This window comes from Streptomyces sp. NPDC025721, from assembly GCF_055558595.1.
Window position 1 is genome coordinate 214,997 of record NZ_JBVHMF010000009.1, and the last position, 6,657, is coordinate 221,653.

General features: G+C 73.4%; 4 protein-coding genes and 1 tRNA gene. 4 read left to right on the forward strand and 1 reads right to left on the reverse strand.

Features of this window, described 5'->3' with window-relative positions; all coding sequences use genetic code 11:
* Nucleotides 1–246: 246 nt before the first annotated feature.
* A tRNA-Arg gene (locus ACZ4EF_RS15920) sits at nucleotides 247–319 on the reverse strand.
* Between the two features lie 339 nt (nucleotides 320–658).
* On the opposite strand from ACZ4EF_RS15920, the gene ACZ4EF_RS15925 reads away from it, so the two are divergent.
* The 4 genes from ACZ4EF_RS15925 to ACZ4EF_RS15940 all read left to right on the forward strand — a co-directional run bounded on the left by ACZ4EF_RS15925 (nucleotide 659) and on the right by ACZ4EF_RS15940 (nucleotide 6,553).
* Nucleotides 659–2,356 (forward strand): dynamin family protein, encoded by a 1,698-nt coding sequence (locus ACZ4EF_RS15925; protein ID WP_467504970.1) that lies wholly within the window; start codon nucleotides 659–661, stop codon nucleotides 2,354–2,356.
* Nucleotides 2,357–2,361: 5 nt separating this feature from the next.
* Nucleotides 2,362–4,248 (forward strand): dynamin family protein, encoded by a 1,887-nt coding sequence (locus ACZ4EF_RS15930; RefSeq protein ID WP_467504917.1) that lies wholly within the window; start codon nucleotides 2,362–2,364, stop codon nucleotides 4,246–4,248.
* 125 nt (nucleotides 4,249–4,373) lie between these two features.
* A complete protein-coding gene (ssb, locus tag ACZ4EF_RS15935; protein ID WP_467504919.1) occupies nucleotides 4,374–4,874 on the forward strand; it encodes a single-stranded DNA-binding protein in 501 nt (166 codons plus the stop codon).
* A 248-nt stretch (nucleotides 4,875–5,122) separates the two neighbouring features.
* Nucleotides 5,123–6,553, forward strand: a complete 1,431-nt coding sequence (locus ACZ4EF_RS15940; RefSeq protein WP_467504921.1) for an LAETG motif-containing sortase-dependent surface protein — start codon at nucleotides 5,123–5,125, stop codon at nucleotides 6,551–6,553.
* Nucleotides 6,554–6,657: the final 104 nt, after the last annotated feature.

Sequence of the window (6,657 nt, forward strand, 5' to 3'; positions counted from 1 at the left end):
GGAGTTGAGCCCGGTGTCCTCGCCGGTCGGCGGCCGCGTGGCGTGGTGGGCGAGTTCGAGGGCGAGGCGGGCAAGCATGCGGGACGGCCGGCCGTAGATGGCCGGATCCAGCCAGCATCAACCGGACTTCCCGGACATGAGGGCGGTGGCATTCCGTCTGCCGCGGCACCGGTTCGACGGAAGCGCTGAAAGGGCCGACCTGCGGAAATATCCTGGGACGGGCCGAAGGGTCCGTTCGGATAGGAGTGCCCCCGGCAGGACTCGAACCTGCGGCCAAGCGCTTAGAAGGCGCCTGCTCTATCCACTGAGCTACGGGGGCCGGACAGTGGCCGCGGCTGTCTCCGCCCCTGGGTGGTTCCGTGACCTTGTACCGAGGTCAAGGATAGGGCGCTACATGCCTGCCGCCGGTTGCTTCACCCGCGTGACACGTTGTGGAGGTTCGGTGAAGTGGTCCGATAATCGCAGGCATGTGCAGAACGTGCATCGCTTTTGACGCCTCGGATCGCTGCTGTTGTGCACTCGTTATGCCGATGGCTCATTCTGCCCCATCGACACCATGGGCCGCCCCATTTCATGTAGTGCGGGCCGAATGGGGTGATTTACCCGAAATACGCTTCAAAAATGCTCCAATATGGGGCATTCTGCGGGTGTGGCGATCTTGGACGTACGGCCCGAGCTGCTCGACGCGCTGTCCGCGCTGCGTGACCGCGTCGACGCCGCACGCTTCCCCTTCCCACTGCGCGGAGCCGCCCGCGCCCGGCGTACCCGACAGGAGTTGCTCGCCCAGCTCGACGACTACCTGGTGCCCCGGCTGAAGGCGCCCGAGGCCCCTCTGCTGGCCGTCGTGGGCGGTTCGACGGGCGCGGGCAAGTCGACCCTCGTCAACTCCCTTGTCGGCCGCCGCGTCAGCGAATCCGGGGTTCTCCGGCCGACCACCCGCACCCCGGTGCTGGTCTGCCACCCCGAGGACCGCGCCTGGTTCGCGGACCCGCGCGTCCTGCCGGGCCTCAACAGGGCCTGGGCGGTACGCCAACGGGTGGGTCCGGGCGGCGCGGCCGGGGGCGGCAGGCCGGGCCGGGGCGACAGCGGCGACCGGAGCGACGACCGGAGCGACGACCGGCGCGGCCGGGGCGACCGCACCGACCGCGGCGAATCCGGGCGCGCCGAACTGCGCCTGGAGACCGACGACAGCCTGCCCCGCGGCCTCGCGCTCCTGGACGCCCCCGACATCGACTCCCTCGTCACCCGCAACAGGGAACTGGCCGCCGAGCTGATCTGCGCCGCCGACATCTGGGTCCTGGTCACCACCGCCTCCCGCTACGCCGACGCCCTGCCCTGGCATCTGCTGCGCACCGCCAAGGAGTACGACGTCACGCTCGCCACCGTCCTCGACCGCGTCCCGCACCAGATCGCGGACGACGTCGGCAGGCACTACGCGGCGCTGCTCGGCAAGGCGGGCCTGGGCGACGTACCCCGCTTCACCGTCCCCGAACTGCCCGAATCCGCGGGCGGCGGCGGCCTGTTGCCGCAGACCGCGGTGGCCGCGCTGCGCGAATGGCTCGCGCACTGCGCCCAGGACCCGGCCGCCCGCCAGCACGCGGCCCAGCGCACCGCCGTCGGCGTACTGGACTCCCTGCGCGGCCGGTTGCCCGCCCTCGCCTCCGCCTCCGCCGCCCAGCACGCCGCCGCCGTACGCCTGGCGCGCGGCGCGGAGGACGCGTACGAACAGGCCGGGGAGCGGATCGACACCGCGATCGGCGCGGGCGTCCCACTGGCCGGTGAGGCCCTCGCGCACTGGCAGGGCTACCCCGCGTGCGGCCCCGACGCCCTCCAGCACGCGCTCGCCGAGGAGTTCGCGGCCCTGCTGCGGACCGAGACCGACGCCGCCGACGAACGCGTCGTCGCCAACTGGCAGCGCGACCGCGCCGGATCGGCGCTGCTCGGCGAGCCCTCCGCGCGGCCCGACCGCGACCGCGTCGCCGTCGCCGCCCGGATCGACAAGGGCGTACGCCGCTGGCGCCGCGGTCTGACCGAACTGTCCTACGCGCAGGCGCGGGCCGCCCGCGACGCCGACCGGCCGCCCGTCGACCCCGAGGACGTGGCCGCGCTGCTGGCGACCGCGCTGCTCGGCGGCAAGCGCGGGAGCGCCGCGGGTGAGCGCCTGGCCGAGACCGTCGGCGTACAGGCCGCGCTGCGGCTGCGCGACACCGCGCGCGACCGGCTGGACGACGCCGTCGCAGGGCTGCTGCGCGCCGAGCGGGACCGGCGGCTGGCCCCGGTCGACGGCTACGACGTGACCGCGCGGCAGCAGGCGTCGCTGATCGCGGCGCTGTCCGTACTCCAGAGGGAAAGGTGACCACGGTGGCCACGACGACCGGCAGTTCGGCACGATCGGCGGCGAGCGGGTCCACGGACGCGGCGGGGGACGGGCCGGGACGTGTCCCGGGCCCGTCGTCCTCCGCGTCGTCCGCTTCTCCGTCCGCCGTTTCTTCGTCGGTCGCTCAGGGGCGGGAGAGCGCTACGGACGCGCTGACCGTGCGGGTGGACGCGCTCGGCGAGTTGCTGGGGCTGTCCAGGACGCGGATCAGCCCGGACGCGCTGGCCGAGACCGGCGAGCTGCTGGAACGCCTGGGCGAGCGGCGGCGGTTGTCGCTCGACCACACGGTGGTGGCGCTGGCCGGGGCGACCGGCAGCGGGAAGTCCACGCTCTTCAACGCCCTGGCGGGGCTCGCGCTCTCCGAGACCGGCGTACGGCGGCCGACCACCGCGAAGCCGGTCGCCTGCGCCTGGCAGCCGGAGCGGGCGGCCGGGCTGCTCGACCGGCTGGGGATCGCACCGCAGGACCGTTACGCCAGGCGCGGCGCGCTGGACGCGGCGGGGGAGTGGCCGGGGGACCTGTCGGAGGAGCTGTCGGGGACCGAGGGCGCCTTCGCCGCCGACGGCGCCACCGGGCGCGCGGAGAGCCTGGACGGGCTCGTCCTGATCGACCTGCCCGACCACGACTCGGCTGCGACCGGCCACCGCGATCAGGTGGACCGGCTGCTGGGCCTGGTGGACGTCGTCGTCTGGGTGCTCGACCCGGAGAAGTACGCCGACGCGGCCCTGCACGAGCGCTATCTGCGCCCGCTGTCCGGGCACGCCGACGTGACCGTGCTGGTGCTCAACCAGATCGACCGGCTGCCCGGCGACTCGGTCGACCTGGTCCTCGACGACCTGCGGCGGCTGCTGGACGAGGACGGCCTCGCGGTCGGCGAGCACGGCGAGGACGGCGCCGTGGTGCTCTCCGCGTCCGCGCTGACCGGCGAGGGCGTCGCGGACCTGCGCGCCGTACTGGCCCAGCTCGTCACCGACCGGGCGGCGGCCGGAAGGCGGCTGGCGGCCGACATGGACCGCACGGCGAGCAGGCTGCACCCGCTCTACGTCGGCGAGGGCGGCGCCGGGCTCACGGACTCGGCGCGCGAGGAATTCGTGGACCGGCTCGCGGACGCGGTGGGCGCGGCCGGGGCAGGACAGTCGGCGGAACGGGACTGGGCGGGCGCGGCGGAGGGGGCCTGCGGTACGCCGTGGGGTCGGCTGATCGGTGAACGGGCCGCGGTCGGCGCCGGTTCCCGCGGTGAGCGCCCGGCGCAGGGTTCACCCGTACGAGCGACCCGTACGGGCGGCGGCGGGCTGTCCGCGTCCCGGCCGGTGGTCGACGAGGCGGTGCGCGGCGTGGCGGCCGACGCGTCCCGCGGGCTGCCCGCGCCCTGGGCGCAGGCGGTACGTGACGCGGCCCGGCGCGGCGGTGACGGGCTGCCGGAGGCGCTGGACGGCGCGGCGGCGCGGGCGCGGCCGGGGGCGCCGGAGCGGCCCGGCTGGTGGTCGGCGGCCGGTGGCGCGCAGTGGCTGCTGATGGCGCTGGCCGTGGCAGGCGCGGTCTGCCTGATCTCGGTCGCGGTGGGCTCGCTCGATCTGACGTGGTGGCTGCCGGTCGTGATGATCGCGGTCGGCGGACTCGGCGGCCCGGCCCTCGCCGGTGCCTGCCGGTTCGCGGCCCGCGGGCCCGCCCGGCGGTACGGCCAGGCCGCAGAGCGGCGGCTGCGGGACGCGGCGGCGGACTGCGGCAGGGCCCGGGTGCTCGAACCGGTGGCGGCCGAATTGATGCGGTACCGCGAGGTGCGCGAGCAGTACGCGGTGGTCGCCGGGGCACATTCCGCGCACGCGGCGCATTCCGTCCGCACTTCTCTGGGAGACCACTCGTCCGAGTGACGAAGTTATCCACAACCGGCCGGTAATCCACAGATTCCGGCCGGTTTCTCCATGCCTGGTCGAATTCCTGCACGATGTCCTTACGGCGTCCCGCGAGGGGCGCGATCGGCAGGGAGGGCAGAGAAATGAACGAGACGCTTGTGACCGTGGTGGGAAATGTGGCCACCGAGCCGGAGACCCGGCAGACCGCGACCGGTGTGGCCGTCACCCGCTTCCGGCTGGCGACCACCTCGCGCCGGTGGGACGCCGAGCGCGGCGCGTGGACGGACGGGGCCACGAGCTTCTACACGGTGTGCGCGTGGCGGACGCTGGCCTGGCATGTGAAGGAATCGGTCGGAGTCGGTGAACCCTTGCTCGTCCAGGGGCGGTTGAGGATCCGTGAGGAGGAGCGTGAGGGTCGGCGCTATCTGACCGCGGAGATCGAGGCGGTGGCGGTCGGGCACGACCTGGCGCGGGGCGTCTCGCGGTTCAGCCGGGTCGCGGCGAGCATGACCGGGGCGGGGGCCGCGTCCGCGTCCGGAGCGGCGGGGGCCGTGGTGGGGAACGCGGTCGGGAACACGGCCGAGACGCCGCCGGTGGTCGCCCGGCCGGATCCGGCGCCGCCCGTTCCCGCGGCGGCGCCCTGAGTATCCGGAGTATCCGCTTTCGGCGGCATTTCCCGGGATGAATTCTGTCGATGACTTATCGACAAACACGGAATCATGCAATTGTGCCGATAACGATTGGGATTCGAAAAGGCGCTGCGGGGACTCTCTTGGTGAGCGTGTGACGCCTGGTTCCTAGGATCTCCTCGTTCAGCACGCACGGGGGCCGGAACTGCGCAGGCAAGGCGATCCTCTGAACGACCAACGCGCCTTGCCCGGAGGGGAAATCCATGTTCAAGACCTACAGGCGGGGCGCCGCCCGCCTCGCGGCGGCCGGCATCGCCACGGGCCTGCTCGCGGCGGGCGTGATGGCGGGCGCGGGCGCGGCCGACGCCGCCCCGAACGACGGCACGACGCCGTCGGCCACGGGCGCCACCGCCGTGCTCGGCGGCATCGAGAAGGACAAGGCCGACCAGGCCGTCGTCAACCCCGGTGCCAAGGACGAGTACGACGTCACCGCCGGACTCTTCTCGATGGCCGTGACCGGTGGCGGCAGCATCGAGACGTACTGCATCGACTTCAATCACCACACCGTCGACAAGGCGACCTACAACGAGGTCACCTGGGACAACTCGACGCTGAAGGACAACAAGGACGCGGGCAAGATCGCCTGGATCCTCAACAACTCCTACCCCAAGGTCGACGTGGCGGGCGTCACGGACACCCTCAAGGCCGCCGGGGTCACCCTCGACCACCCGCTCACGCCGGGCCTGGCCGCGGCCGGTACGCAGGTGGCGATCTGGCACCTGTCCGACCCGGGGGTGAACGTGCAGGCCAAGGACAGCGACGCCAAGGCGCTCGCGGAGTACCTGGACAGCCACGCGCAGACCCTTGAGGAGCCCAAGCCCTCGGTGACGCTCGACCCGCCCGCCGTCTCCGGCAAGTCCGGCGACCGGCTCGGTCCGGTGACCGTGCACACCACCGCCGACGCGGTCGACGTCAAGCTCGGCGCCGACGCCCCGGCGGGCGTCAAGATCGTCGACAAGGACGGCAAGGCGATCAGCGGTCCGGTCAAGAACGGCACCGCGCTCTACTTCGACGTCCCCGCGGGCACCGCGGACGGCACCGCCCCGGTGACCGTCGCGGCCACCACCGAGATATCCGTCGGCCGTGCCTTCTCCGCCACGGACACCTCCAGCCAGTCGCAGATCCTCGCCGGTTCGCAGAGCACCACCGTCACCGCGGCGGCGACCCTGTCCTGGGCCAAGAAGGGCCCGATCCCGGCGCTGTCCGCGCAGGTCGTCTGCGCCAAGAACGGGGTCGACGTCACCGCCGCCAACCAGGGCGACGAGGACTTCACCTTCGAGCTCGAAGGCAAGAGCTACACGGTCGCGCCCGGCAAGTCCCAGACCGTCACGGTCCCCGTCCAGGAGGACCAGAAGTACAAGATCGACATCACCCTGCCCAACGACCAGGTGAAGACCTTCGAGGGCGTCCTGGACTGCAAGACCGCCACCACCCCCGGCCCCACCCCGACGGCCACCCCCACCAACGCCCCCAGCCCCGCCACCTCCGGCAGCACCACGGGCGGCACCGATCTCGCCGAGACCGGTAGCAGCAGCGCCACCCCGATGATCGCGGGCATCGCCATCGCCCTCGTCGTCCTCGGCGGCGCCGCCGCCTTCTTCTTCCGCCGCAAGAAGAACACCCCCACCGCCTGACCCGGGGCGCCCCACCGGGGGGGGGGGGGGGGGGGGGGGGGGGGGGGGGGGGGGGGGGGGGCGAGGGGGGGGGGCGGGGGAGGAGCAGTATGGGCGCCCCGGCT